Source organism: Herbiconiux sp. J20-20 (assembly GCF_057365085.1).
The window spans coordinates 2,350,527-2,374,159 of sequence record NZ_CP195122.1 but is presented as its reverse complement, the minus strand read 5'-3'; the positions used below and the strand labels follow the sequence as shown (position 1 = coordinate 2,374,159).

Genomic DNA, 23,633 nt, shown 5'->3' with positions numbered 1-23,633 from the left:
AGCCCATGAACGAGAACACACCGGAGGGCTCACCCGCCGACGAGACCAAGCGCAAGTTCCGCGAAGCGCTGGAGCGCAAGAAGCAGGGGCACAGCAACCCCACCGGCCACACGGGCGGGGAGTCCGCCGTCCGCGGCGTCCACGCCAAGGCCGATCTGAAGCGCGAGTTCCGCCGCAAGAGCGGCTAGACGCCGAACGGGGCGGCACCGAATCCGATGCCGCCCCGCCTCGCGCCGTGCGAGCTACGTCTCCTGGAACCCGCCGACCCCGGTCGGGCTGAAGCCCGCGGGCAGTGCGAAGGGGTCGCGCACCCGCTGCGAGCGGTCACTCGCGATCGCAAGCGCGGCCAGCTCCCGCGCCGCCCGGTCGATCCGCTCGGGCAGCCCGCCCGAGGAGGCGTCGCCCGCGCTCCCCCAGTCGCTCGACGCGGCGTACACCGCGGTCGGCACGACGACGCTGTGCAGGTAGGTGAACAGCGGTCGCAGCGTGTAGTCGAGCGCGAGCGAGTGCCGCTCGGTGCCGCCGGTCGCGCCGATCAGCACGGGCATCCCGGTGAGCGAGTCCGGCTGCAGGATGTCGATGAACGACTTGAACAGCCCCGAGTAGCTGGTCGTGAAGATCGGGGTGACCGCGATGAGCGCGTCCGCGCCCACGATCTTCTCGATCTCGGCCTCCAGCTTCGGGCTCGCGAACCCGGTGAGCATGTTGTTGGTGATGTCGGTGGCGACGTCTCGAAGCTCGAGCACGCTGACCTCCGCCTCGACTCCCTCATCGGCAAGGCGACGGCGGGTCGCCTCGACCACGCGGTCGGCGAGCAGCCGAGTGGAACTGGGCTGGCTGAGACCAGCCGCGATGACGGCGATCCGGCGGTTCGGTGCGGCAGTCATCTCAGGCCTCCGTCGCGGTCAGCTCGGGCGCGGCATCGGCAGACGTCGCGGCCGACGCCTCGCGCGCGGCGAGACGGTTGGCGTGGGTCGGCGCATCCGGCACGTTCGCGGGGCGGTTCTGGGCGAGCTCCTTGCGGAGCACGGGCACCACCTCGCTGCCGAGGATGTCGAGCTGCTCGAGCACCGACTTCAACGGGAGCCCGGCGTGGTCGATCAGGAACAGCTGGCGCTGGTAGTCGCCGTAGTAGTCGCGCATCGCCGCGTAGCGGTCGATGACCTGCTGCGGACTGCCGACCGTGAGCGGCGTCATCTCGCTGAAGTCCTCGAGGCTCGGGCCGTGCCCGTAGACCGGCGCGTTGTCGAAGTACGGGCGGAACTCGGCGACGGCATCCTGCGAGTTGGCCCGCATGAAGACCTGCCCGCCGAGACCCACGATCGCCTGGTCAGGCGTGCCGTGGCCGTAGTGCTCGAAGCGCTGCCGGTAGTAGCCGATGAGCTGCTGGTAGTGCTCCTTGGGCCAGAAGATGTTGTTGGCGAAGAAGCCGTCGCCGTAGTACGCGGCCTGCTCGGCGATCTCGGGGCTGCGGATCGAGCCGTGCCACACGAACGGCGCGACGCCGTCGAGCGGACGCGGGGTCGACTGGAATCCCTGCAGCGGCGTGCGGTACTTGCCCTGCCAGTCGACGAAGTCCTCGCGCCAGAGCCGGTTCAGCAGCGCGTAGTTCTCGATGGCGAGCGGAATGCCCTCGCGGATGTCCTGCCCGAACCAGGGATACACGGGACCGGTGTTGCCGCGCCCGAGCATGAGGTCGACGCGACCGTCGGCGACGTGCTGCAGCATCGCGAAGTCCTCGGCGATCTTCACCGGGTCGTTCGTGGTGATGAGCGTGGTGGCGGTCGAGAGCAGCAGCCGCTCGGTGGTGGCGGCGATGTAGCCGAGCGTGGTGGTCGGGCTCGACGAGAAGAACGGCGGGTTGTGGTGCTCGCCGAGCGCGAAGACGTCGAGACCGACCTCTTCGGTGTGCTTGGCGATCGTCAGGATGTCCTTGATGCGACGGTTCTCGCTCGGCGTCTGCCCCGTGGTGGGGTCGGGCGTCACATCGCTGACGGTGAAGACTCCGAACTGCATGGCGTCCATCGTGGGTCTGCTTTCTCTCCGGTCCTTTTCCATGCGTTCGCATGGATACGGTGGAGTCAACCTCGCCGACGCCCGGTCTATTCCCGCCCCGGTTCCCCGAGCAGCGAAAGCCCGGCGGACGGCGCAGCCTGCGGCGGCGGCGCGGATTGCCTACCCTGGAACCATGGCGACAGTAGAGCTGACCGAGCAGACCTTCGAAGACACCGTCCTGGGCGAGGGCATCGTGCTCGTCGACTTCTGGGCCGAGTGGTGCGGACCGTGCAAGGCGTTCGGCCCCGTCTACGAAGAGGTCTCCAACGACAACTCCGACATCACGTTCGGGAAGGTCGACACGGATGCGCACCAGGGCCTGTCGAGCGCCCTCGGCATCCAGTCCATCCCGACCCTCATGATCTTCCGCGACGGCATCGGCGTCTTCCAGCAGGCCGGCGCCCTGCCGCGGCCCGCCCTGGACTCGCTCGTCGAGCAGGTGCGCGCGCTCAACATGGACGAGGTGCGCGCCCAGGTGGCCGCGCAGCAGTCGGGCGACGCCCCCGCCTGAGCGCGGCCGTCGAGGCGCTGCGCCTGGCTAGAGTGTGCGCATGACCGACTCGACCGAATCCGTTGTTCCGGCCACCGAGGCCCCGGCCCGCAAGCGCCGCGGCCTCGGCATCACCTCGCTCGTCCTGGCGATCCTCGCGGTCGTCGGCGACCTGATCACGATCGTGGTGGCGATCACCTCGATCGCCTCGTTCGACCAGGATCTGACGAGCGGGTTCGGACTTCTCGCGGTGTTCCTGGGCGTCGGGGCGATCGCCCTCGTGGGCGGGCTCGTCCTCGCCGGGATCGCGCTCATCCTCGCGATCATCGCGCTGATCATCGACCACGGCCGGCTCCCGGCGGTGTTCGGGCTCGTGCTGTCGCTCGGCGTGGTGGTCTCCCACCTCGCGATCATCCTGCCGATCGCGTTCGGCGTCGCGAACTTCCCCGGCCTCACGGCCTAGTCCGCGGTCAGCGCACCGCACCCATCAGCAGTTCGACGCGGAGCGCCCCGCGCTTCTCGACGATCCGCACGGGGATGCGCGGCTTCAGCCCCGAGTCCTCGAGGCGGCGAAGCGTGTCATCGACGATCGACTCCAGCCCGCGCGGCACCTGACCGACGACGCCGCTCACCCGGCGGCCGGTGAACAGCCGGACCTCGATCGGCGCGTCCACGCCCTCCTGCTGCATCGTCCGCGGCGACATCGCCGTCTCGATCGAGGCGTCGCCCGCCTCGACGACGGCGCGCAGCTCCTCCTGGTGCGGATCGCTCCCCGCCAGCCGGATCACGGTGCCCTTGCGACGCGCCCTCAGCGCGTAGTCGTACTGACCGAAGTCGCCCGCTCCGCGGTCCTCCTTGGGAAACGTCGTGTCCTCATCGCGCCGTCCGAACAAGCCCATGACTGCGAGCGTAGCGGGCGCGGCCGCCCGCCTAGTGCTCGGCGATGACGATCACTCGGTCGTCGGGCGCGAAGCGAACAAGGTCGGCCTTGTGCGGGTTGAGGTGCACGCCGTAGTCGCGCTGGGGGTCGCGCGCCTCGCTCGCAACCCGATAGCCGATCGCCGTCTCGCCGTGGCGGCGCGCGGCGGCGAGCACCGTGTAGAAGTTCGCGCTCTCGCCCGCGGCGATGTAGTGCGAGGCGGGCCGCAGGTAGATCTCGTTCCCCTGACTCGAGAACACCTGATCGAAGACCTCGGCGAGCCGGCGGTTCTCGGCCAGCTGGCTCATCATCAGGCTGACCAGCTTCTCGCTCACGATGTAGTCGTCGGCGTTCGTCACCTCGGCGAGTTCCCGGTTGCGATCGTCGAGCATCTCGGTGACCACGTTCAGGTGGACGCCGAGCCGGTCGGCGATGTCGCGCAAGTGCAGCAGCGTGATCAGCGTGCGCGCGTCGGCGCGCCCTGGTGTCGTCTGCTCGCGCTCCGCGTTGACGACGATGTGGTCGGCCTCCCCCACCGAGAGCGAGTCCAGCAGCGCCCGGCTCGTCGGGTCTCCGAACTGATACTCGACGCCCAGATTGGCCAGCGCCGGCATCTCCGGCGCCGGATGGGTCGACACGATCAGCACCGTGGATCCGGGCGCCACGTACTCGTTGAGCTCCACCAACATCCCCGTGAGCCCCGCACTGACGCCGAGCACGATCGTGCGCTCGGGTGCCAGAGCCTCGGTGTCGCGCGCGGCGATGACCCGCTCATCGACCTCCCCGGCCGCCCCGAGCGCGATCGTGCTGTCGTCCTCGGCGATCACGACGATCTCATCAGCCGCGTCGTAGCGCGAGTCGGCGGTCGGGTTCAGGATCACCGCGTCCCGCGTGACGAAGCCGAGGACGGCGGCATCCGGGAAGGCCGCCTGGATCTCGGCGTAGCTGCGACCGTCGAGGCTCGGCTGCCGGGTGAAGTAGATCTCGTCGCCGCCGAAGTCGAGCAGGTCGGTGTAGACGACGCTCAGACCGCTCTGGCGACAGGTCTGCACCGTCACCCGGGCGATCAGCTCGCTCGCGAGCACCCAGTGCGCCTCATCGCGGCCCACCAGCCGGGCAGCCTCGAGGTTGGTCGCGTCACGAAGCTCGCCGACCAGGTGATACGGCTCGGCGCGACGGTGGGGGTTGTTCGTGAGGGCGAGCGCCGTGCGAATGACGGTCGAGTCGGGGTCGTCATCGCCCTCCGGGGCGAGGACGACGATGCTCCGTGCGCTGTGCGGGCTGCCGATCTCCAGGTCGACCAGGCTCATCGGATCACCGGAGCGGCAGATGACGCGCGTGCGCCCGGTGGACCCGACCTCGTCGCGAATCGCCTGCTCCATCTCGACCTTGTCCTCGTCCGCGAGCACCACGATCGTGCTGCGCCGTTCGGAGGCATTGGCGAGGACGAGCTCGGAGATGACGGTGAAGACCTTCGGGCTCCAGCCGAGAATGAGCACGTGATCGTCTTCGATGACGCGCGAGCGGCCCTTCCGCAGATCGTCGATCTTCGCGTCGAATGCCCCCGAGACGATGCCGATCAGGCTCGCGACGATGATCAGCCCGCCGATCGTCACGAGCAGCATGAGCACCCGGAACATCCAGCCCTCGTCGCCGCCCATGGTTCCCGGGTCGAGGGTGCGCATCAGGCTGTTCCAGAGCAGATCGCTCGGATCCGCGCCCGGTTCGTTCTTGCCGTCCGGCCAGACCCGGAGGGCCACCCAGGCGAGAAGTCCGAGGGCGAGCACGAACACCGCGGTCGCCAGACCCAACAGCGCCATGATGGCGCCGGTTCCGCGCGACATCCAGTTGTCGAAGGAGTACCGGAGGCGTTCGCGGAGGGTCGGTCGCGGTGCGGTCACGGGCAGATCCTCCACGGGTCACGGGCAGTGACGTCACTGTAGCGGGAGCGCCGCGTCGGCGTCGCCTGACGCGTTCCGGGACGTCACGCCGAGGCACTAGATTGTGAGCGATCGTCGCCTCGAGGTGAGGCGGCCGCGAACGGGGGCAGCGACGTGGACGAGCAGCGCGACAGCGGCGGCTGGGTGAGCCCCGGCGGCACCCCGGCGACGCCGAAGCCGCCCACCGGCACGGAGCCGGCAGCCGCCGCAGAGGCAGCCGCGAGCGGTCCCGTCCCCGCGCCGGCACCTGCGGCTGCCTCGCCCGAGCGGCGCGGGCTCAGCACCGGCGCCAAGGCGGCGATCTGGATCGGCTCGATCACTCTCGGACTGCTGATCATCGGCGGCATCGTGGCCGTCCTCGTCGCGGTCGTGACCACGGTGACGAACTCGCTCACCGAGCTGGACGGCGACTACTCGGCTACGGAGCCGCTGCTTCGCGGCGACCCGGGTGAACCGCACGCCGCGGCTCCGCTGAACTGCACCGACCGCTGCATCACGGGACTCGACCTCCCCGCCGTCGTGCTCACCGAGGAGGAGCGCGACGCCCTCGAACTGCCCGAGAACTGGGGCGTCTTCGGCGACTACCCCGAGACCACGCCCGGCGCCGAGCACAGCGCGTCCGAGCGCGTCTGGCGCGGGGAGAAAGCCGAGCCGGACGAGTGCTTCGTCACCACCTCGGCCGCCCCGATCGCCTTCGGCGTCGATGAGCGCCCCCGCTACGACGGCAGCACGGTGCACTTCGTCGGCAGCTTCGGCGATGCCGACTACTGGCAGTCGGCCACCCAGTACGCGCGAGTGTTCTCCGACTCCGCTGCCGCGGTCGAGCACATGGAGACCGTGGATGCGCTGCTGGCGGGCTGTGATCAGTACACGATGGGCTCCGGGCTCTCCGCCTGGTCGCCGCTGGTGACCCCCGCACCCGCCCTCGACCTTCCCGACGAGGTCGCCGCGGTCGGCTGGCGCGAGGACGAGGCCGGCAGCCGCTACTACGCCTACGATCTGCAGCGCGGCAACGTCGTCGTTCGCGTCACCATGTCGGCCTGGCAGTCGTCCGAGCTCGAGTTCCGCGAGGCTGTGCAGGCCATCGCGGAGCGACTCGCCGCGATCGAGGTCGCCGACTAGCGGTGCGTGTGCGGCTCGCGCTCCGCGTGGTCGGCGGGTTCGAGCTGGAAGGTCGAGTGCGCGACGTCGAAGTGCTCGGTGAGGCAGGCGCCCAGCCGCTCCAGCAGCGCACCGGTGTCGCCCGAGGCGAACAGCTCGGCGTCGACCACGACGTGCGCGCTGAACACCGGTGACCCCGAGGTGATCGCCCAGACGTGCACGTCGTGCACGGCGATCACGCCCTCCGTCGACTCGAGGTGCTCGCGGATCTCGGCCACGCTGGTCTCGCGGGGCGCCGACTCGGTGAGCACGCGCACCACATCGCGCAGCAGCACCAGCGCGCGCGGCACGATGAGGGCGGCGATCACGAGCGACGCGATCGCATCCGCCGGAATGAAGCCGGTGACGAGGATCACGACCGCCGCCGCGATCGCCACGATCGATCCGATCAGATCGCCCAGCACCTCGAGGGCGGCGCCGCGCATTCCGAGGGACTCGCGCTCCCCGCCGCGCAGCACCAGCAGAGCCGCGACGTTCGCGACGAGCCCGGCGGCGGCGACCAGCAGCATGGGAACGCCGATGACCTCGGCCTCGGCCGGATCCAGGAGCCGCCGCACGCCCTCCACGGCCACGGAGACGGCGACCACCGTCAGCAGCACGCCGTTCGCCAGGGCGCCCAGGACCTCAGCCCGCTGGAAGCCGAAGGTGTGCCGGTCGGTCGCCGGCCGCGCGGCGATGACGCTCGCGACCAGCGCGACGGTCAGCCCGATGACGTCGCTGACCATGTGCCCGGCATCGGCGAGCAGCGCGAGCGAGCCCGACAGGATCGCCCCCACCACCTCGACCACGAGGAACACCCCCACGATCGCGAGCGCGATCGCCAGGCGGCGACGATTCGCCGTTCCGTGCGCGTGGTCATGGCTCATGCCCACCAGCCTAGGCAGGGCGACGAACCCGCGGCCCGGCTTTCGTCCTGTCGGGAACGATGACGATTCTCAGTCGCGCGCGCTCAGCCGTACAGCTCGCGCATCCGCACGACGAGCGCGCCGAACGCCCGCGCGCGGTGCGAGATCGCGTTCTTCTCCTCGGCCGTCAGCTCGGCGGAGCTGACCTCCAGGCCTTCGGGACGGAAGATCGGGTCGTAGCCGAAGCCGCCCTCACCCGCCGCCGCCGTCAGCACCTCGCCAGGCCACTCCCCCACCTCGACGATCTCCCGGTCGCCGTCGACGAGCGCCGCGGCGCACCAGAAGCTCGCGGCGCGGTCGGAGACGCCATCCAGATTCGAGAGCAGAAGCTCGAGGTTGTCGCGGTCGTTGCGCGTGCCCGCGTACCGCGCCGAGTGGATGCCCGGCTCGCCGCCGAGGGCCCGGACGGCGATGCCCGAATCATCGGCGATCGCCGGGAGGCCGGAGTGCGCCGCCGCCGCGCGCGCCTTGATGAGCGCGTTCGCCGCGAAGCTGTCGCCGTCCTCGATCGGCTCGGGGCCGTCGTAGCCGACGATCTCATGCGGACCGAGCCGGTCGCCGAGGATCGCCCGCAGCTCGACCACCTTGTGGGCGTTGTGGGTGGCGAGCACGAAGGTGGTCATCTCAGCTCCCGGTGAAGACCTGGGGCGCCGTCACGCCGAGGGCTGCGGCCTGGATCTGGGCGAGCTCGGCGGTTCCGGAGAGGGCGAGCTCGAGCAGGGCATCGAGTTCGCGCTTGTCGAACGGGGCGCCCTCGGCGGTGCCCTGCACCTCGACGAACAGCCCGCGCCCGGTGACGACGACGTTCATGTCGGTCTCGGCGGCCGAGTCCTCGACGTAGGGCAGGTCGAGCACCGGCTCGCCGTCGACGATGCCGACGCTGATCGCCGAGACGGAGTCGATGAGCGCCTTCGCGTTCTTGCCGATGAAGTTGTTGGCGCGGCCCCACTCGACCGCGTCGAACAGGGCGACGTAGGCGCCGGTGATCGCCGCAGTGCGGGTGCCGCCGTCGGCCTGCAGCACGTCGCAGTCGATCTGGATGGTGTTCTCGCCGAGCGCCTTCAGGTCGATGATCGGACGAAGGCTGCGGCCGATCAGGCGCGAGATCTCGTGTGTGCGTCCTCCGACGCGTCCCTTGACGGACTCGCGCCCCATGCGCTCATTGGTGGAGCGCGGCAGCATGCCGTATTCCGCCGTCACCCAGCCGCTGCCGGAGCCCATCTTCCAGCGAGGCACGCCGTTGGTGAAGCTCGCGGTGCACAGCACCTTGGTCTTGCCGAACGAGATGAGCGCGCTGCCTTCGGCCTGCTCGCTCCATCCGCGCTCGATCGTCACGGGTCGAAGCTGGTCGGCGGCGCGTCCGTCGGAGCGAGGCATGGGTGTCCGTTCTGTTGAGGTCATGCAGACGCCGTGGCGGCGATCGCCCGGCGGAAGTCGGCGGCGCGGTCCGCGTAGTCGCGGTAGCGACCGTAGCTGGGCGCCGCGGGCGAGAGCAAGACGATGCCGTCGTCGATGACCTTGCGCGCGGTGCGGATCGCGGCATCCATCCCGTCGACCGGCACCGTGAGGATGCCGGTGGGCGCGAGCGTCTTGAGGATGCGGGGCCCGCTGTCGGGCAGCCCGATCACCGCGGCGACGGGATGCTGCTGCAGATACTCGGCGAGCGGCGCGTAGTCGACGCCGCGGTCCTGACCGCCGACGATGAGCACCAGATCGCGAGTGTCGAGAGCTTCGAGAGCCGCCACCGCGGCGAACGGGCTCGTCGAGAGCGAGTCGTCGATGAAGACCAGTCCGCTCGGGTCGGCGACCCGCTCCAACCGATGCTCGAGCGGGCGGAACCCGGCGAGCGCGGCGAGCGCGGCCTTGGGGTCGAGCTCGGTGCCGGCGGCCTCGACCGCGGCGAGCGCGAGAGCCGCGTTGCGCAGGTTGTGTCGCCCGACGAGCTGCAGCGTGCTGGCGTCGACGAAGCGGCTGCCGTCGCGCAGGATCTCCCGCGCCCCGGCGCGCCCCGCGACGCTCCACCGACTCTCGGCGCTCCCGACCCGCTCCACCTCGACGTCGGGGTGGAAGCGCTCCAGCGCGGCCGCCAGCCGCGGGTCTTCGCCGTTGACGATGACCCGGCGCGGACCGTGCGCGATCAGGTTGAGCTTGTCGGCGTAGTACCGTTCCTCGCTGCCGTGCCAGTCCAGATGCTCAGGGAACAGCGCCGTGAGCACGACGACATCGGGTGAGGTCGTCACCGACGAGGACTGATAGCTCGACAGCTCGGCGGCGTAGCGCTCGGCGTCAGGGAGGTTCAGCAGCGGGACGCCGATGTTGCCGCCGAGCTCGCACCGCACGCCGTGCGCAACCGAGATCGCCTGGACGAGGGCGGCAGTCGTCGACTTGCCTTTGCTCCCGGTGACGGCGGTCGTGCGGGCCGCGTTGTCGCCGAGCCACAGGTCGGTCGCGGAGGTGAGACGCAGCTTCGCCTGATCGACGGCGCGACGCAGCGCACTGTGCGGCGGGATCCCGGGCGAGGCGATCGCCACCTGGATGCGCTTGCGGCGCAGCGTCGCGGCGCTCGGGGCGATCAGCAGCGGCACGGCCGCACCGAAGCGCCCGCGCCAGGCCGACGCCGAGTCGCCGTCGCGTTCGTCGGCGGCGTACAGCCCCTTCACACCAGAGCCGAGAAGGTGCTCCGCGAGCGCGACGCCTTCGCGCCCGGTGCCGAGGATGACGGTCCGCCGCCCCGCGAGGTCAGACCAGCGCACGGCGAGCCCTCTCGTAGATGTCGGAGATCGCCAGTGCCTCCGATTCGCCCAGGATCCGCTCCTCGAGCGTCGCATCGCCGGCAGCCAGTTCGGGTGCTTCGGCCAGCAGGGCGCGAATCACCGGCGCGTCGGCCCAGCGTGGAATGCGGGAGACGAGTGTGACCGCGACCGAGCTCTCGGCCTCTTCGCCGACGCACTCGAACGGCTTGTGGTCGCCGAGCCCGAGCAGCGCACGGAAGCCGGGCAGCTGCGCCTCGTCGGCGAAGAGGTCGTGGCCGATGATCCCGAGCAGGCGATCCGGTGCGAGGTGCGGGGCCAGCGCGAGAAAGACGAAGCGGCACTTGTCGCACTCGCCGCACCAGGTCGGCGTCGCCCCAGCGAGCCGGAAGGCGCGGTTGCAGCTGACGATCGCCGCGTCGTAGCGCGTCGTCGCAGCGAAGCCACGCGCGATGCGCAGCTCGCTGAACGGACGCAGCAGTGAGAAGGATGCGCCGCGCAGCCCTGCCTGCGCTTCGAGCACCGTCGACAGGAGCCGCTCGGCCTCGAGGCTCTTCGACCACTGGTGGTTGACGCTCTGCCCGTTCCACTCGAGCGTCGGGTCGGAGGCGGAGCTCTCGTTCGACATCACCACGGGCCCGAGACCCAGCAGCAGCGACTGCGCCACGGCGGTGAGCGTGTTCATCGCCGTGACCGGCACATGTCCGTTGAGCGCGCCGCGCGCGTTGAGGTCGAGCAGCGCGGGATCGAGCCGGCGGCGGGCGGCGATCAGCGGCAGCTCGCTCGCCTCGGCGACCCGCGTGATGATCGCGTTCGGGTTGACGGCGAACTGCACCGGCTCCAGGCCGACGGCGCGCAGCGACTCGACCGAGACGACGGAGTCCTTGCCGCCGCCGATCGGCACGAGCGGCGCTCCTTCGGCATCGCGGACCGGCAGCGCGGGCGCGAGCTCGGCGGCGAGGATCTCGGGATCCAGCAGCGACGGGAGCCCCGCACGGTAGGCGAACTCGGCGAGGCCGTTGCGCAGCACCTGGCGCAGGTACTCGACCGCCTCGGCCGTCAGTCCCGGCACCGCGAGCTCGACGCGCGGCGGTGCGGCCGCCTTGAAGTAGCTGAGCCCCAGCACGGCACCCAGCAGCGCCAGGACGCGCTGCAGGCGCTCGGCATCGTCGTGGGACATCACCGGTGCGGCCGGACCGGTCGTGAACGTGATCGACTCGGTGAAGCGCAGCGGCTCGCCGGTCCCCACCAGCTCGAAGTCGAACTCGGCGACCGCCGTCGCGGCATCGAAACGCGCCGCCGCGTAACGGAATGCGGTCACCGACCGCGGCTCGAAGCTCATCCCCCTCAGTCTAGGCGGCGACCCGGTCCTAGGCTCGGAGCATGACGAGTGCGCTCTTCACCGACCGGTACGAGCTGACCATGATCGACGCGGCCCTGCGCGCCGGCACCGCGCATCGGCGCACGGTGTTCGAGCTGTTCGCGCGGCGTCTGCCCGACGGACGCCGGTTCGGGGTCGTGGCCGGCACCGGGCGACTGCTGGAGCTGCTGCGCGACTTCCGCTTCGGTGCCGACGAGCTGGAGTGGCTCCGCGCCGAGCGCATCGTCTCGGACGAGACCTTGGCGTGGCTCGCCGACTTCCGCTTCTCCGGCACGATGCGCGGCTACCGCGAGGGCGAGCTGTACTTCCCCGGCTCCCCGATCCTCGTGGTGGAGGGCACCTTCGCCGAGGCCGTCGTGCTCGAGACGCTGGCGCTGAGCATCTTCAACTACGACTCCGCGGTCGCCTCGGCCGCCGCGCGCATGGTCGCGGCCGCCGACGGCCGCCCGCTCGCGGAGATGGGGTCGCGCCGCACCGGCGAGCACTCCGCCGTCGCCGCGGCGCGCGCCGCCTATCTGGCGGGCTTCGCCGCTTCCAGCAACCTCGAGGCGGGGCGCAGCTGGGGCGTGCCGACGATGGGCACCGCGGCGCACTCCTTCACGCTCCTGCACGACTCCGAGACCGATGCCTTCCGCGCCCAGCTCGACGCGCTCGGCAGCGGAACGACGCTGCTGGTCGACACTTTCGACACCCCGCGCGGGGTCGAGACCGCGGTGCGCGTCGCGGGACCGGAGCTCGGCGCGGTGCGCATCGACTCCGGCGAACTGCGCACCGTGGTGGCTGCGGTCCGGGCTCAGCTCGACTCGCTCGGGGCCACCGGCACCCGCATCACCGTGACGAACGACCTCGACGAGTTCGCGATCGCGGCCCTGCGTGCGGCACCGGTCGACTCCTATGGCGTCGGCACGGCCGTGGTGACCGGGTCCGGCGCCCCGGCCTCCGGGATGGTCTACAAGCTGGTCGCGGTCGACGGCGAGTCCGGCTGGCGCTCCGTCGGCAAGACCTCCGAGGCCAAGGCCACCATCGGCGGACGCAAGCAGGCGTTCCGCGCGCTGCGGGCGGGCGTCGCGACGAGCGAGGACATCTACGTCGACGATCCTCCGGTGGCCGCGGGCGCCGAGCTGCGCGAGCTCATGACCGAGCTCGTGATCGCCGGAGCACCGGTCGCGGAGCACCTCGGCGCCGACGGCCTGCGCCGCGCGCGCGCGCATCACGCCCGCGTGATCGGCGAGCTGCCGGATGCCGCGCTCGCGCTCGCCCACGGCGAACCTGCGATTCCGACGCGCTACCTCTAGCCCCGGCCGGCGCGGGACGCTCGGCTGCTACTCGTCGCGCATCCGCTCGTAGACCTTGAGGCAGTCCGGGCACACCGGGAACTTGTCCGGGTTGCGGCCGGGCGTCCACTTCTTGCCGCACAGCGCTCGCACCGGCTTGCCGGTCACGGCCGACTCGACGATCTTGTCCTTCTTGACGTAGTGGGCATAGCGGTCGTGGTCGCCGTCCTCGGTGAGCTCCTCGTTGAGGAGCTTCTCGAGTTCGCGATCGAGCACATCGGTGCCGCCGCCCTGTCCGGGCTCACCGGGAAGCGTGTCGCTCATGGCTCTAGTTTCTCATGGTGAAGGCCAGGAGTTCCGGCCCGGCCTCATCGAAGGCACGTCCGCCCACGCGGATCCCCAGCGCGAGCACCGCAACCCCGACGACCGCGCCGACCGCGAGTGACGCCCAGTTCCAGAGTCCGGGCGCCTCGAGCATCCACATCACCGCGCACGCCACCGCGGGCGAGGCGACCAGCACCGACAGCAGGAGCGAGCCGACCTGGGCCGAGGCCCCCGTGCGCCCGACGAGCTCGGGCTGCTGGAAGGCGGCATCGCCCGGGCGGGGTGCCGGGTACGGAGATCGCGCCGACTCGGCGCTCGAGACGCCGACGGCGCCGAACAGGGTCGCCACGCCGACGCCGAGAACGATCGGGATGACATCCGCGTCGCCGTAGGCCCAGGCGGTCAGGGGCGTGCCGATCGCCAGCAGCGCCGCGCCGATCACCAGCACCGGCACGGCACGGCCGATCCGGTCGGCGCGGCCGCGCAGCTGGGCGGCCAGGAGCGTCCAGACGGCCGTCGAGTCATAGGCGACATCGTTGTGGAGGGTCGACCAGCCGACGAGCAGCAGCATGAGGGGCAGCGGGATGAGCACCCCCCACTGCAGCGGCATGCCGCTGACCCAGAATGCGAGCAGCGTGACGATCGGGATCAGCGGGAGGAAGACGATGACGGTGCGGTAGCGCGGATCGCGCACCCAGTAGGTGAGGCTGCGCGCGGTGGCCGCGCCGATCGGGGTCGCCGGGAAGCCGCGGAACCAGCCGGGCACACCACGACGCCGCACCGCCTGGGTGCGCCAGGTCGCGCGGAACGCCGACCGGACGACGATGTGCCAGATCAGCGCGAGGACGACGAGCGTCACGACGCCGATCGGCAGGGCTCGGCCCCACACCGACGGGATCCCCAGCTGAGCCGGGATCGTGGCGGCCCACAGCGCGCCGAGCGGCGTGACCGCGAGGGTGTCGATGATCGATCCGTATCCCTGCTCGCCGGTCTGGCTCAACAGCCGCAGGGCCGCGTCGAACTGCGCGGCGGGTACGCGGGTGATGGCGCGCGGCAGAAGGGTGAGCGCGAGCAGCGCGGCCGCGGCGGCGGCAGCGACGACCAGCACGAGTCGAACGACCAGCCGCGCCCGCGGTCGCGGGTTCAGCATCGAGCCGATGGCGCGGCCCAGCCGCCACGAGATGACGAGTTGGAGCGCCAGCAGCGCCCCGACGCCGAGGAGTCGCGCGACGGAATCCGGGTCGTGCCAGACGAGCAGCGGCAGGAAGCCGAGCGGTACGACGAACAGCGCCGCGGGACCCATGAACGAGATCAGCACCAGCGTGAGCGACACGCGCCAGGGTCGCAGGCCGTAGCCGCGCAGCGCTCGGCGGTCGAGAGGCTCGATCCGCGCCGCGAAGGCGGGAACGGCGATCGCGGCCACGCTCACGATCGACCCGGCGACGATCACGACGCGACGCGCGAACGCCTGATCCATGCCGCCGAGGAGCACGGCGCCGACGAAGAGCGCCACCACCGCCGCGAGAATCGCCAGCGCCTCGAGCGCCGCGCGCGCGATCCGCCGCGGTGACCGGCTCAGGCTGTTGGCCGTGAGCCGCAGGTTCAGTCGGAGAAGCTCTGCAACCACTCCATGCCCTCCACCGCGTTGGCGCCGCCCGCGAGTTCGACGAACCGCGCCTCGAGGGTCTCCTCGCCGATCACGTCGGCCATCGAGCCGCTCGCGAGGATCTTGCCCTCGACGATGATGGTGACCGAGTCGCAGACGCGTTCGATCAGATCCATGCTGTGGCTCGACAGCACCACCGTTCCGCCCGCTGCGACATAGCGCTGGAGAATCTCGATGATGACCGCGGCCGAGACCGGGTCGACCGACTCGAACGGCTCGTCGAGCACGAGCACGCGCGGCGAGTGGATCATGGCGGCCGCGATCGCGACCTTCTTGACCATGCCCGCGGAGTAGTCCGAGACGAATCGGTCGAGCGAGTGCTCGATTCCGAACGCGATCGCGAGATCGGCGGTCCGGTTGACGATCGTCTCGCGGTCGAGTCCGCGCAGCGCGCCCGCATGGTGCAGGAACTCGACGCCGGTGAGCCGATCGAAGAGGCGCAGCCGGTCGGGGAGCACCCCGAGGTTCTTCTTGGCGACCGTGGGGTTGTGCCACACGTCGACGCCGTAGAGCGAGACCTTGCCGAGGTCGGGCCGGAGCATGCCGGTGATCATGGCAAGAGTGGTGGTCTTGCCCGCCCCGTTGGGACCGACGAACCCGGCGAAGGATCCGCTCGGGATCGCGAGATGCACGTCATCGACCGCGGCGATGCCGCCGAAGCGCTTGGTGAGCGACTCGACCTCGATCGCCGACTCCACGCGATGGCTCACCCCGTCGAAGAGGGGCGCTCCCGACTTCGTAACGCGGGTGCCGCGGCGGGGACCACCGCTTCCGGCCGGACGGCTCTTGCCGGGGCGCTTCGCCGTCGAGGCGGGAGCGGGCTCGGCGGCGGGCTCCGGCGTCGGCTCGGCTGCCGGCTCGGTGGCCGGCTCGGTTGCCGATTCGGTGGCCGGCTCGGTTGCCGATTCGGTGGCCGGCTCGGCGACCGGCACCGGCGCCGTCTCAACGGTCGATTCCTCGACCGGAATCGCCGGAAGGTCGGCCACGGCACGCCCCGCCGGCGAGGTGCCGGGGCGGCGCGCGGCACCGGCGCGCGGCGTCGACGGACGGCGCGCGGGCGCCTTCGGCTGGGCGCGCGGCTTCTTGCGAGATGCGGGCACGACGCAACGGTATCAAGACCCCACAGTCGAGTGACTCTCAGCACTCTCACAAAATCACGATCCGAGAACGAAGCCCGAATTCGCTCCGTGCGCACACACAGCGGCCCTTACCATAACTTTCAGCACAACGAGGTGTCCTGAATCAGCTTCAGTCGGTGAACAGCGCGTGAACTTCCGCGTTCGCCGACCTGCAACCACTACGAAGGGACCACCGTGCCGAAGACCTCTGCGCACACGACCGCGCCGCACATCGTCATCCTGGCCGCTGGCATGGGAAGCCGACTCGGACGCTCCCTCCCGAAGCCGCTCACCGAGCTGAGCGACGGCCGCACGATCATGCAGCAGCAGTTCGACAACATCCACGCCGCCTACGGCCCCTCGGCCCGCGTCACGATCGTCGTCGGCTACAAGCTCGAGCACATCGTCGAGGCCTTCCCGCAGGCCGACTTCGTCTACAACGAGCAGTACGACCAGACCAACACCTCGAAGAGCCTGCTGCGCGCCCTCAAGTCCACGAAGGACGGCGGCGTGCTCTGGATGAACGGTGACGTCGTGTTCGACCCCGAGGCGCTGAAGCGCTCGCGGTCGCTCGTCGCGGCCGACCGCAGCTTCGTCAGCGTCAACACGGCCAAGGTGTCGGACGAAGAGGTCAAGTACACGACCGACGCCGAGGGATTCATCCAGAAGCTCTCGAAGCAGGTCCGCGGCGGCCTCGGCGAGGCGGTCGGCATCAACTACATCTCGAGCAGCGACAAGGCGGCGCTCATGCACCACCTGCGCCGCGTCGACGACCAGGACTACTTCGAGCGCGGCATCGAGCTCGCGATCGAGCACGACGGCGTCCTCATCGAGCCGGTCGACATCAGCGACCTCTACGCGGTCGAGATCGACTTCGCCGAAGACCTCGAGCGCGCCAACCTGTTCGTCTGATCAGGCTCTCGCGACATCGCGCCACTAGATTGTTGGCGTGAGCTCCGACACTGACGCGTTCGCGCGCCCGCGCACCGGCGTGCGCCGCTACGCCCGGTCGCTGTGGCTCCTGACGACGCGTGACCTGAAGGTCCGCTACTCGACGTCGTTCCTCGGCTACGTGTGGTCGGTGCTCGATCCGCTCGTCATGGCGGGCATCTACTTCTTCGTCTTCACGCTGGTCTTCCAGCGCAGCGTCGGCGATGACCCCTACATCGTCTTCCTGCTGTCCGGGCTGCTTCCGTGGATGTGGTTCACCGGCGCGATCTCCGACAGCACGGTGGCCTTCGCGCGCGAGGCGAAGCTGATCCGGTCGACGACGATTCCGCGCACCATCTGGGTGGCGCGTCTCGTGCTCTCCAAGGGCATCGAGTTCGCCTTCAGCCTGCCCGTGCTCGCCGGCTTCGCGATCGGCGCGGCGCTGCTCGGCCTGCCGATCAGCCTGCAGCCCGAGGCCGCGCTGTTCCCGCTGGCCATCGTCATGCAGGCCACGCTGATCTTCGGAATCGGCCTCACCGTCGCGCCGCTCGTCGTGTTCTTCCGCGACCTGGAGCGGGCAACGAAGCTCGTGCTGCGCTTCATGTTCTACGCCTCCCCGATCATCTACGGACTCCCCGATCTCGCCCCGCTCGGGCTCCAGGGCTGGGCCGCACTCAACCCGCTGAGCGGGATCTTCGGCATCTACCGCGCGGCGTTCTTCCCCGAGCAGCTCGACTGGTTCGCGGTCGGCGTCAGCGGTGCCATCACGCTCGTGGTTCTCGCGGTCGGCATCCTCGTCTTCCGCCGCACGATCCGACCCGTGCTGAAGGAGATCTGATGGCGGCCACGCAGACGACCACCGCGGTCGAGGGAACGATCGTCGTCGAGGGTCTCGGCGTGCGCTTCAAGCGCAGCCGCAGCTCGCGCCGCAACTTCAAGGACCTGTTCGCCGGACGCACCCGTCGCACCCGGCCGGGCGAGTTCTGGGCGCTTCGCAACGTCTCGTTCACCGTGACGCCCGGCGAGGCGATCGGGGTCGTCGGCCGCAACGGCCAGGGCAAGTCGACGCTGCTGAAGCTCGTCGCGGGCGTCATGCTGCCCGACGAGGGCGGCGTCACCGTCGCCGGCGGCGTGGCCCCCCTCATCGAGATCACCGGCGGATTCGTCAACGACCTGACGGTGCGCGACAACGTCTACCTGACCGCGGGGCTGCACGGCATGCCGCGCCGCGAGATCGACGCCCGCTACGACGAGATCATCGACTTCGCCGAGCTGCACGAATCGGTGGACACCCCCTACAAGCACCTCTCCAGCGGAATGAAGGTGCGCCTCGCGTTCGCCGTCATCTCACGGCTGGAGGAGCCGATCATCCTCGTCGACGAGGTGCTGGCCGTCGGCGACAAGGCCTTCCGCGAGAAGTGCTACGCGCGCATCGAGGAACTGCTCGCCGGCGGGCGCACCCTGTTCTTCGTCTCGCACAGCGAGCGAGACCTGCTGCGCTTCTGCACGCGGGGTCTGTACCTCGACAAGGGCGCGCTCGTCATGGACGGCTCGATCAAAGACGTGGTGGCGCGCTACAACGCCGAGTACGGCGTCTAGATGAGCAGCCGACTGCCCGCCGTCGCGACGGCCGACGGACTGCACCCGCGGGTCGCTCACGGCATCGACAAGCTGCTGTCGATCCAGCGGCCGGTCGTGCTCGCGCACATCCGCTCGATCCGGCGTTCGCGCCCGGGAGCCACGCCGGAGGAGCTCTGCCGCATTCTCGAGCGCCGCTACCTCACCGCGGTCACCAGCGGCGGCGCACTCGTCGGCGCGAGCGCGGCGATCCCTGCGGTCGGAGTCGGGACCTCGCTCATGCTCTCCGGGGCCGAGACCGCCGGATTCCTGGAGGCGAGCGCGCTGTTCGCCCAGTCGATCACCGAGATCCACGGGATCCCCGTCGTCGACCCGGACCGCGCGCGCACCCTCGTCATGACGATGATCCTCGGCAACGGCGGCCAGGAGCTGCTGACCCAGTTCGCGGTGCAGGCGTCCGGGCGCGGCACGTCACGCAACGTCTACTGGGGCGAGCTGATCATGCAGAACCTTCCGGGCCCGGCGGTCGGGCTCGTCGCCGACAAGGTCAAGCACGCGTTCGTCCGCCGGTTCGCGGTCACCCAGGGAGGGTCGGTCATCGGCCGGGCCGTCCCGTTCGGCATCGGCGCTGTCATCGGCGGCACCGGCAACCATCTGCTGGGCCGCGCCGTCGTCCGCTCGTCGCGGAGCGCGTTCGGCCCCGCCCCCGCCGAGTTCCCGGAGAGCCTCGAGACCGTGGATGCCGCCCCGCGCGCACGCTGGAGCGCCGTCGAGATCGCCCAGCGGCTGCCGATCACGCCCGACGTGGGCGGTCTGCGTCGCGCGCTCACCCGCCGGAAGGCCGCGCGCGACGCCGTCGAGGACTAGTCGTCCTGGACTTCGGAGGGCATGCCCTCGTCGTCCACCTCGTCGTCGAGAGGATCATGCTCGTGGGTGCGCGGATCACTCGCATGCCGTGCCGCGTGCTGCTCCCACTCCGCGATCATCGTCTCGATCGCCGCGTGGAAGCGCGCCGTCGCGGCGCCCGGCGTCGTGTCGCCGAAGTGATGGGTCGACCAGTGGTCGGCCCGCGCGATCGCCGTCGCGTCGGTGAGCACGCGATCCACCGCCGCCAGCACCGACGGCGCTCCCGCGGCCGTCAGCCACTCGCAGTCGCCGAGGAAGCCGGACTCGTCCACGTCGGCCTCCGGCGCGAGCGGACGCGTCACGATCACCGGCTTGCCGGTCGCGAGACGGTCGTAGACCATGGCCGAGATGTCGGTGATCGCCACGTCGGCGGCGGCCAGCTGCCAGCCGAGGCTGGGCCCGTCGTCGAACACATGGTGCACCGTGGGATCGGCCTCGTTCGCCACCCGGATCGCCTCGATGATCGCCCGGTTCGCCGCACGGTACTCCCGGTCGGCAACCCCGCTGCGCGGGTGCGGGCGATAGATCAGCCGATGCCGCGGTGAGGCGAGCACCGCCTGGGTCAGCGCGACACCGTGGCTGGCGATCGAGCCGTAGCTCGCCGCGGGACGGTCGCCCTCCCAGGTGGGGGCGTAGAGCACGGTGACGCGATCGTCCTGCGGGTAGGGCACCTCGCCGGCGAAGTGATCCGCCTGCGGCCGGCCGATCTCGATGGTCTTGCGATCCAGATCGAAATTCCAGAGCTTCCGCGACAGCCGGTCCCGCGCCGCCTGACCGGCGATCAGCGAGAAGTCGTAGGCCTTGAACTGATTCGTCGTCATGTACATCTTGTCCGACTCGCCGTGGTTGATGAACACGTGCCACATGCGGCCGTACCGGAACATCTGGAAGTTCTTCATGTTCTGGTTGACGTACAGGACGATCTTGATGTCGTGACTCTCGACGAAAGCCTCGAGGTCGGTCACCGCACGGCAGTACGCGACCGGAACCGGGGCCTCGTCGAGCAGGGTGAGCGAGGTTCCGGGGCTTCGGGTGATGACCGCCACCGGATGGGTGCGCGCCAGCTCCGCCAAGGGCGCGTACCACTGACGGATCTGGTACAGATTCACGCGGGTGTCGGCGAAGTAGACTGCGATCTCGATGCCGCTCTCGGAGAGGTCCGGGAATCCGCCGCTCTCCAGCCGCTCGGCGATCTCGCGGCGATTCCGGCGGGAGCGCAGCGCGTTGCGGAACATCCGCCGGACGGCCCGGAAATCACGCAGCAGCGGCACGACGGAACTCCGGATTCACCATACGTTCATCGTGCCAGACCGCTCGGGCCTCTCCCGCCGGGAGGGCTGACCGTGCCAGAATCGTGACGATTATGGCCCGCTTCACCTTCGCGGCCGGGAACGCCGGCAAACTGCTCCGGCTCCCGCTCTACGGGCTCGGAGCCGTTGCCGCGTGGCTCGTGCCACGCAGCGACCGCATCTGGGTCGTCGGCTCGGGCATCGGCTTCGGCGAAGGCGCCGTTCCCCTGGCCCGACTGGCGCGCCAGCGACTCGGCGCCACGCACCGGGTCATCTGGCTCGCGGGATCGGATGCCGAACTCGACCGCGCGCGCAACGACGGCTTCGAGGCGGTGGCACGCGACAGCGCCCGCGGGCTCTGGGCGACGCTGCGTGCTCGCGTCGTCATCGTCACGCACGGCTTCGGCGACGCGAACCGCTACGGCTCGCGCGGTGCCTTCGTCGTTCAGCTCTGGCACGGCATTCCCCTGAAGCGCCTGCACCTGGACTCCCCCACCGCGCTGCGCATCCGCGGGCTTCCCGACCACCCGCGCGTTCGCGCGCTGATCGCGAGCGCCTACCGACGGGCGGGGCGCTCGATCGGGCTCTTCCCGGTCGCCTCCGAGTTGGTGGCGGCGCGCATCGTGAGCGCCTTCGGGATCGCGCCGCAGCGCGTCGTCGCCACCGGCGATCCGCGCGACGATGTTCTGCACGGCGACCCCGCCGCCGCGCGTGCCGAGGCGCGCGAGCGCATCGAGGCGGCGATCGGGCCGCTGCCCGCCACCGGGTCGCTCGTGCTCTATGCACCGACCTGGCGCGACGGCCGACCCGACCCGTCCGCTCCGAGCCCGGCCGAGTGGGACCAGCTGGTGGCCTGGGCCGAGCGCACCGACAGCACGCTGCTGGTGCGCACGCATCCGCTCGGGCTCGGCGACTATGCGGACGGGCCCGCCCGGAGCGCACGGATCCGGATGCTGCCCCCGCGCGACCTGAACGAGCTCACCCCGGCGCTTCCGGCGATCGACGTGCTGATCACCGACTACTCCTCGGCGGCCTTCGATTTCGCACTGCTGGACCGCCCGATCGTCTTCCTCGCCCCCGACGTCGAGGAGTACGCGAAGCGGCGCGGCCTCTACAGCGACTACCGCGACGTGACCCACGGCCGACAGCACCGCTCGTGGGGCGGGGTGCTCACCGAGCTGGAGGCGCTGCGGCGCCCCGACTCGCCCGAGACCGCGCGCGCCCGGCTCCACACCCGATGGCTGCGCGAGGAGCACTTCGACCTGCCCGACGCGGGTGCCACCGAGCGCGTGTTCACCGAGATCGTGCGTCGGCTCGCGCCGACGCCCTCCGTCTCGCCGGCCGAGCCCGCACCGCGCTTCGACTCGCCGGCACGCCTCGCGCGCCCGCGGATTCTCGAAGCCGAGCTGATCGATGCCGAGGCCAGCGCGACCGGGCTTCCGCACCTCGAGGTCGAACTGGCCGGCCTCGACGACGACGTCACCGCCATCGAGCTCGCGGGTGGGCGGGCCCGCGTCGCGGCGACCCTTGAGCGCACGCCCGACCGAGTCATCGTGCGGATTCCGCTGCTCGTCGCACGGTGGGGCAGCGACCCGCTCGCGCTGCCCAGCGGCGACTACGAGCTCATCCTGCGCGGCGAGGTCGACTCGACGCGCCTCGACATCCGGCGCCCGCGCGCGCTGGTGCTCGCCCACGAGCTGTTCCACGCGACCGCGCGCGCCGATGCGGGCGGCTTCCGGGTCACGGTGGCGGCACCGCTCGCGCCCGATGAGCGCGGACCCCGCGCCCAGGTCGAGCTGGAGGCGCTGTACCGGGCGTCCCGCGGCATCCGCGAGGATGCCGTGTACTTCGAGAGCTTCTACAGCCGCACCGTCGCCGACAACCCGCTCGGCATCGATCGGGCACTCGCCCGGGCGCGCCCGCAGACGCGGCGCTACTGGAGCGTCGTCGACCGCTCCATCGACGTGCCCGCGGGGGCGATCCCGATCATCGAGGGAAGCCGCGAATGGTGGCGCGTGCGCGCGGCGGCGCGGGTGCTCGTCGTCAACGACTGGCTGCGCAAGCGCTATCGGCGCCGCCGCTACCAGCACGTGCTGCAGACCTGGCACGGCACGATGGTGAAGCGCCTCGCTCTCGACCGGATCGGCCACCCCGGCCTCCTCGGCCGGATCTCCTCGTCGCGCACCGCGATCGCGACGAAGCGCGAGCAGGCGCGGTGGGACGTGCTGCTGGCGCAGAACCCGTACAGCGCCGAGATCTTCCGTTCGGCGTACGCCATGGAAGGCCCGATCTGGGTCGAGGGCTACCCGCGCGACGACGTGCTCCACGATCCCGACCCGGAGGCGCGGGCGACGCGCATCCGCGAGCGTCTCGGCATCGCCGAATCACCCGGCGACGGCCCGCGCATCGCGCTGTACGCCCCCACCTGGCGCGACGACCGCACCGAGGTGATCGACTTCCTCGATGTCGAGAACTTCGCCGCCGAGCTCGGCGAGGAATGGATCGTGCTGGTGCGCGGGCACTCCCGCACGCTGGGCTTCGGACGCGACTTCCGCGGTCCGAACCTCGTCGATGTGACGAGCTATCCGGATGTCGGCGAGCTGCTGCTCGTGGCCGACGTGCTCGTCACCGACTACTCGTCGACCATGTTCGACTGGATGACCACCGATAAGCCGATCGTGTTCTTCACCCCCGACCTGGCCCACTATTCGACCGAGCTGCGCGGGTTCTACTTCGACTTCGTCGCCGAGGCTCCCGGACCGGTGGTCGAGACCGCGGATGCGGTGCGCGCGGCCGTGCTGAGCGCCGACGACAGCCTTCCCGAGTTCGCCGAGCGCCGCGCGGCGTGGCGGGAGAAGTTCACCCCGTTCGAGGACGGCCGGGCCGGCGAGCGCGTCGTGCAGCGAATGATCGACGCCGGCTGGTTCGACTGACCGCGATCCGCGCC

Annotated in this window: 23 protein-coding genes; 10 read left to right on the top strand and 13 right to left on the bottom strand. The window is 70.7% G+C overall.

From position 1 onward, the window contains the following. The first annotated feature begins 5 nt into the window (after nucleotides 1-5). A complete protein-coding gene (locus tag ACR3ZA_RS11470) occupies nucleotides 6-188 on the top strand; it encodes a DUF5302 family protein (RefSeq protein ID WP_473662080.1) in 183 nt (60 codons plus the stop codon). 54 nt (nucleotides 189-242) lie between these two features. Here the strand turns inward: ACR3ZA_RS11470 and ACR3ZA_RS11465 are convergent, their stop codons facing one another. Then, entirely contained in the window at nucleotides 243-887 is a 645-nt protein-coding gene (locus tag ACR3ZA_RS11465; RefSeq protein WP_473662079.1) for a CE1759 family FMN reductase, read from the bottom strand. 1 nt (nucleotide 888) lies between these two features. Further along, the gene (locus tag ACR3ZA_RS11460) at nucleotides 889-2,016 is read right to left on the bottom strand and encodes a CE1758 family FMN-dependent luciferase-like monooxygenase (RefSeq protein WP_473662243.1); all 1,128 of its coding nucleotides are present in this window, start codon (nucleotides 2,014-2,016) and stop codon (nucleotides 889-891) included. 172 nt (nucleotides 2,017-2,188) lie between these two features. Here ACR3ZA_RS11460 and trxA point away from each other — a divergent pair, with 172 nt between their 5' ends. Next, nucleotides 2,189-2,566 (top strand): thioredoxin, encoded by a 378-nt coding sequence (gene trxA / locus ACR3ZA_RS11455; RefSeq protein ID WP_473662078.1) that lies wholly within the window; start codon nucleotides 2,189-2,191, stop codon nucleotides 2,564-2,566. Nucleotides 2,567-2,606: 40 nt separating this feature from the next. Next, nucleotides 2,607-3,008, top strand: a complete 402-nt coding sequence (locus ACR3ZA_RS11450; RefSeq protein WP_473662077.1) for a hypothetical protein — start codon at nucleotides 2,607-2,609, stop codon at nucleotides 3,006-3,008. 7 nt (nucleotides 3,009-3,015) lie between these two features. On the opposite strand, the gene ACR3ZA_RS11445 is transcribed toward ACR3ZA_RS11450, so the two are convergent. Then, complete coding sequence (locus ACR3ZA_RS11445) at nucleotides 3,016-3,444, bottom strand: hypothetical protein (protein ID WP_473662076.1); 429 nt, start codon at nucleotides 3,442-3,444, stop codon at nucleotides 3,016-3,018. Between the two features lie 31 nt (nucleotides 3,445-3,475). After that, entirely contained in the window at nucleotides 3,476-5,365 is a 1,890-nt protein-coding gene (locus ACR3ZA_RS11440; RefSeq protein WP_473662075.1) for a CASTOR/POLLUX-related putative ion channel, read from the bottom strand. Nucleotides 5,366-5,518: 153 nt separating this feature from the next. Between ACR3ZA_RS11440 and ACR3ZA_RS11435 the strand changes: the two genes are divergently transcribed. Beyond that, entirely contained in the window at nucleotides 5,519-6,526 is a 1,008-nt protein-coding gene (locus ACR3ZA_RS11435; RefSeq protein WP_473662074.1) for a hypothetical protein, read from the top strand. On the opposite strand, the gene ACR3ZA_RS11430 is transcribed toward ACR3ZA_RS11435, so the two are convergent. The 5 genes from ACR3ZA_RS11430 to ACR3ZA_RS11410 all read right to left on the bottom strand — a co-directional run bounded on the left by ACR3ZA_RS11430 (nucleotide 6,523) and on the right by ACR3ZA_RS11410 (nucleotide 11,562). Continuing rightward, nucleotides 6,523-7,431, bottom strand: a complete 909-nt coding sequence (locus ACR3ZA_RS11430) for a cation diffusion facilitator family transporter (protein ID WP_473662073.1) — start codon at nucleotides 7,429-7,431, stop codon at nucleotides 6,523-6,525. The genes ACR3ZA_RS11435 and ACR3ZA_RS11430 overlap by 4 nt on opposite strands. A gap of 83 nt (nucleotides 7,432-7,514) precedes the next feature. Further along, nucleotides 7,515-8,093 carry an RdgB/HAM1 family non-canonical purine NTP pyrophosphatase gene (gene rdgB, locus ACR3ZA_RS11425; RefSeq protein WP_473662072.1) on the bottom strand — a complete coding sequence of 193 codons (579 nt, stop codon included), beginning with the start codon at nucleotides 8,091-8,093 and terminating at the stop codon, nucleotides 7,515-7,517. 1 nt (nucleotide 8,094) lies between these two features. Continuing rightward, on the bottom strand, nucleotides 8,095-8,847 hold the full coding sequence (rph, locus tag ACR3ZA_RS11420; RefSeq protein WP_473662071.1) for a ribonuclease PH: 753 nt from the start codon (nucleotides 8,845-8,847) through the stop codon (nucleotides 8,095-8,097). Nucleotides 8,848-8,867: 20 nt separating this feature from the next. Continuing rightward, nucleotides 8,868-10,223 carry a UDP-N-acetylmuramoyl-L-alanine--D-glutamate ligase gene (murD, locus tag ACR3ZA_RS11415; protein WP_473662070.1) on the bottom strand — a complete coding sequence of 452 codons (1,356 nt, stop codon included), beginning with the start codon at nucleotides 10,221-10,223 and terminating at the stop codon, nucleotides 8,868-8,870. Further along, a complete protein-coding gene (locus tag ACR3ZA_RS11410) occupies nucleotides 10,210-11,562 on the bottom strand; it encodes a MurL-like N-terminal domain-containing (protein ID WP_473662069.1) in 1,353 nt (450 codons plus the stop codon). Before ACR3ZA_RS11410 ends, murD begins: the two co-directional genes overlap by 14 nt. 41 nt (nucleotides 11,563-11,603) lie before the next feature. Between ACR3ZA_RS11410 and ACR3ZA_RS11405 the strand changes: the two genes are divergently transcribed. Continuing rightward, nucleotides 11,604-12,896 carry a nicotinate phosphoribosyltransferase gene (locus ACR3ZA_RS11405; protein WP_473662068.1) on the top strand — a complete coding sequence of 431 codons (1,293 nt, stop codon included), beginning with the start codon at nucleotides 11,604-11,606 and terminating at the stop codon, nucleotides 12,894-12,896. Nucleotides 12,897-12,923: 27 nt separating this feature from the next. Here the strand turns inward: ACR3ZA_RS11405 and ACR3ZA_RS11400 are convergent, their stop codons facing one another. Genes ACR3ZA_RS11400 through ACR3ZA_RS11390 form a run of 3 tightly spaced genes read right to left on the bottom strand, consistent with a single transcriptional unit; the run spans nucleotide 12,924 to nucleotide 15,965 of the window. Beyond that, nucleotides 12,924-13,199, bottom strand: coding sequence for a DUF3039 domain-containing protein (locus tag ACR3ZA_RS11400; RefSeq protein ID WP_473554980.1), 276 nt, complete (start codon nucleotides 13,197-13,199; stop codon nucleotides 12,924-12,926). 4 nt (nucleotides 13,200-13,203) lie between these two features. Further along, nucleotides 13,204-14,826: a hypothetical protein gene (locus tag ACR3ZA_RS11395; protein ID WP_473662067.1), complete on the bottom strand. Its 1,623-nt coding sequence runs from the start codon at nucleotides 14,824-14,826 to the stop codon at nucleotides 13,204-13,206. Continuing rightward, nucleotides 14,802-15,965 (bottom strand): ATP-binding cassette domain-containing protein, encoded by a 1,164-nt coding sequence (locus tag ACR3ZA_RS11390; protein ID WP_473662066.1) that lies wholly within the window; start codon nucleotides 15,963-15,965, stop codon nucleotides 14,802-14,804. The genes ACR3ZA_RS11395 and ACR3ZA_RS11390 overlap by 25 nt, the downstream gene beginning before the upstream one ends. 270 nt (nucleotides 15,966-16,235) lie before the next feature. On the opposite strand from ACR3ZA_RS11390, the gene ACR3ZA_RS11385 reads away from it, so the two are divergent. From ACR3ZA_RS11385 to ACR3ZA_RS11370, 4 genes are read left to right on the top strand one after another with little or no spacing between them, the layout of a single operon-like run. Then, nucleotides 16,236-16,895 carry an NTP transferase domain-containing protein gene (locus ACR3ZA_RS11385; protein WP_473662242.1) on the top strand — a complete coding sequence of 220 codons (660 nt, stop codon included), beginning with the start codon at nucleotides 16,236-16,238 and terminating at the stop codon, nucleotides 16,893-16,895. Between the two features lie 37 nt (nucleotides 16,896-16,932). Then, a complete protein-coding gene (locus tag ACR3ZA_RS11380; RefSeq protein ID WP_473662065.1) occupies nucleotides 16,933-17,751 on the top strand; it encodes an ABC transporter permease in 819 nt (272 codons plus the stop codon). After that, nucleotides 17,751-18,512, top strand: a complete 762-nt coding sequence (locus ACR3ZA_RS11375) for an ATP-binding cassette domain-containing protein (RefSeq protein WP_473662064.1) — start codon at nucleotides 17,751-17,753, stop codon at nucleotides 18,510-18,512. Before ACR3ZA_RS11380 ends, ACR3ZA_RS11375 begins: the two co-directional genes overlap by 1 nt. After that, nucleotides 18,513-19,358, top strand: a complete 846-nt coding sequence (locus tag ACR3ZA_RS11370; protein WP_473662063.1) for a hypothetical protein — start codon at nucleotides 18,513-18,515, stop codon at nucleotides 19,356-19,358. On the opposite strand, the gene ACR3ZA_RS11365 is transcribed toward ACR3ZA_RS11370, so the two are convergent. Beyond that, the gene (locus tag ACR3ZA_RS11365) at nucleotides 19,355-20,668 is read right to left on the bottom strand and encodes a CDP-glycerol glycerophosphotransferase family protein (RefSeq protein ID WP_473662062.1); all 1,314 of its coding nucleotides are present in this window, start codon (nucleotides 20,666-20,668) and stop codon (nucleotides 19,355-19,357) included. The genes ACR3ZA_RS11370 and ACR3ZA_RS11365 overlap by 4 nt on opposite strands. Nucleotides 20,669-20,760: 92 nt before the next feature. On the opposite strand from ACR3ZA_RS11365, the gene ACR3ZA_RS11360 reads away from it, so the two are divergent. After that, nucleotides 20,761-23,619, top strand: coding sequence for a CDP-glycerol glycerophosphotransferase family protein (locus ACR3ZA_RS11360; RefSeq protein WP_473662241.1), 2,859 nt, complete (start codon nucleotides 20,761-20,763; stop codon nucleotides 23,617-23,619). Nucleotides 23,620-23,633 lie beyond the last annotated feature (14 nt).

Coding starts and splice junctions, on each gene's coding strand:
- ACR3ZA_RS11405 (WP_473662068.1), top strand. CDS start 11,604: ATGACGAGTGCGCTCTTCACCGACCGGTACGAGCTGACCATGATCGAC.
- ACR3ZA_RS11465 (WP_473662079.1), bottom strand. CDS start 887: ATGACTGCCGCACCGAACCGCCGGATCGCCGTCATCGCGGCTGGTCTC.
- ACR3ZA_RS11410 (WP_473662069.1), bottom strand. CDS start 11,562: ATGAGCTTCGAGCCGCGGTCGGTGACCGCATTCCGTTACGCGGCGGCG.
- ACR3ZA_RS11370 (WP_473662063.1), top strand. CDS start 18,513: ATGAGCAGCCGACTGCCCGCCGTCGCGACGGCCGACGGACTGCACCCG.
- ACR3ZA_RS11460 (WP_473662243.1), bottom strand. CDS start 2,016: ATGCAGTTCGGAGTCTTCACCGTCAGCGATGTGACGCCCGACCCCACC.
- ACR3ZA_RS11360 (WP_473662241.1), top strand. CDS start 20,761: ATGGCCCGCTTCACCTTCGCGGCCGGGAACGCCGGCAAACTGCTCCGG.
- ACR3ZA_RS11375 (WP_473662064.1), top strand. CDS start 17,751: ATGGCGGCCACGCAGACGACCACCGCGGTCGAGGGAACGATCGTCGTC.
- ACR3ZA_RS11445 (WP_473662076.1), bottom strand. CDS start 3,444: ATGGGCTTGTTCGGACGGCGCGATGAGGACACGACGTTTCCCAAGGAG.
- ACR3ZA_RS11400 (WP_473554980.1), bottom strand. CDS start 13,199: ATGAGCGACACGCTTCCCGGTGAGCCCGGACAGGGCGGCGGCACCGAT.
- ACR3ZA_RS11430 (WP_473662073.1), bottom strand. CDS start 7,431: ATGAGCCATGACCACGCGCACGGAACGGCGAATCGTCGCCGCCTGGCG.
- ACR3ZA_RS11385 (WP_473662242.1), top strand. CDS start 16,236: ATGGGAAGCCGACTCGGACGCTCCCTCCCGAAGCCGCTCACCGAGCTG.
- ACR3ZA_RS11450 (WP_473662077.1), top strand. CDS start 2,607: ATGACCGACTCGACCGAATCCGTTGTTCCGGCCACCGAGGCCCCGGCC.
- ACR3ZA_RS11470 (WP_473662080.1), top strand. CDS start 6: ATGAACGAGAACACACCGGAGGGCTCACCCGCCGACGAGACCAAGCGC.
- rph (WP_473662071.1), bottom strand. CDS start 8,847: ATGCCTCGCTCCGACGGACGCGCCGCCGACCAGCTTCGACCCGTGACG.
- trxA (WP_473662078.1), top strand. CDS start 2,189: ATGGCGACAGTAGAGCTGACCGAGCAGACCTTCGAAGACACCGTCCTG.
- rdgB (WP_473662072.1), bottom strand. CDS start 8,093: ATGACCACCTTCGTGCTCGCCACCCACAACGCCCACAAGGTGGTCGAG.